Annotated in this window: 1 protein-coding gene; it reads left to right on the forward strand. The window is 24.3% G+C overall.

The genetic code is table 11. The features are described from left to right. Window positions 1-1,224 (forward strand): DEAD/DEAH box helicase (locus B0A64_RS24765; protein ID WP_123875964.1); only part of this gene is annotated, 1,224 nt, incomplete at both ends.

Here is a 1,224-nt window from a genome sequence, read left to right on the forward strand (position 1 = left end):
GAAAAATTATTATATTTCTAATGGACAAAAAAAACTCATTGAGTCTTCAACTCAAAATAATTCTAATGTTGTTTTAGTTGCTCCTACTTCATATGGTAAATCTGAAATTATAGTAAACAAAGTGTTCTCAAACCTGGATAAAAAAGTATGTGTAATTGTTCCAAGTAAAGCTTTATTAGCACAGACAAAAAAAAGATTATTAGAAAATTCAATAAATAATGAACTTCAAAGAATAATTACGCATCCAGAAATGTATAAAGGAACAGAAACAAATTTTGTTGCTGTACTTACGCAAGAAAGACTTTTAAGACTTCTTCAACAAAACATAAATTTAAAATTTGATTTAGCTTTAATAGATGAAGCTCATAATTTATTTGGAGATAAAGAAACTGATGGAAGGTCAATTTTATTAGCGCAAACAATTATTATATTAAAAAAGAGAAATAGAAATACAATTTTAAATTTCTTCTCTCCTTTTATTTCAAATCCAGAAAACCTTAAAGTAAAACAATCAGATTATGAAATAACATCACAAAAAACAGATGAATTTATTAAAACCGAAAAATATTTTGTTTGCAACTTAATTGATGATAACCCAATTTTAAAAATTTATGAACAATTCACTGATAAATTTATTAATACAGAAACTTCATATAACAACATTATTCAACTTTTAAACTGTGAAAAATCAAGAAAGAATATTGTTTACTTAAATAGACCAAAACATATTGAAGAATTTGCAATTGAATTTGCAAATAGTAATGTAATTGATTCTATTGAAATAGGCGAAATCACAACAACTATATCAGATTTTATTCACCCTTTATATAATCTAATAGAATGTATTAAAAAAGGCATTGTATATCATCACGGAGGAATGCCTGAAATAATTAGATTATATGTAGAAAATATTTTTTCAAAAAGAGATGATTTGTCATTTGTAATAACTAGTTCAACACTTTTAGAAGGAGTAAATATTCCAGCAGAGAAAATATTTCTGTTGTCAACAAAAAAGGGTATAAAAAACTTATCTGTATCACAATTTAAAAATCTAATTGGTAGAGTAAATAGGTTTAGTGAAATCTTCAATTCAGAAAATGGTAACCTAAATTTATTGGAACCAAATATTTACATTGTAAAAAGTAAATATGAAAATAAAAAAGCAAACATTGAAAAATTTATTAGTACGAGAGCAAAAACAGAAATTCAAATAAACGATGAAGT

Origin of the sequence: Flavobacterium araucananum (assembly GCF_002222055.1) — a bacterium.
Taxonomy (GTDB): domain Bacteria; phylum Bacteroidota; class Bacteroidia; order Flavobacteriales; family Flavobacteriaceae; genus Flavobacterium; species Flavobacterium araucananum.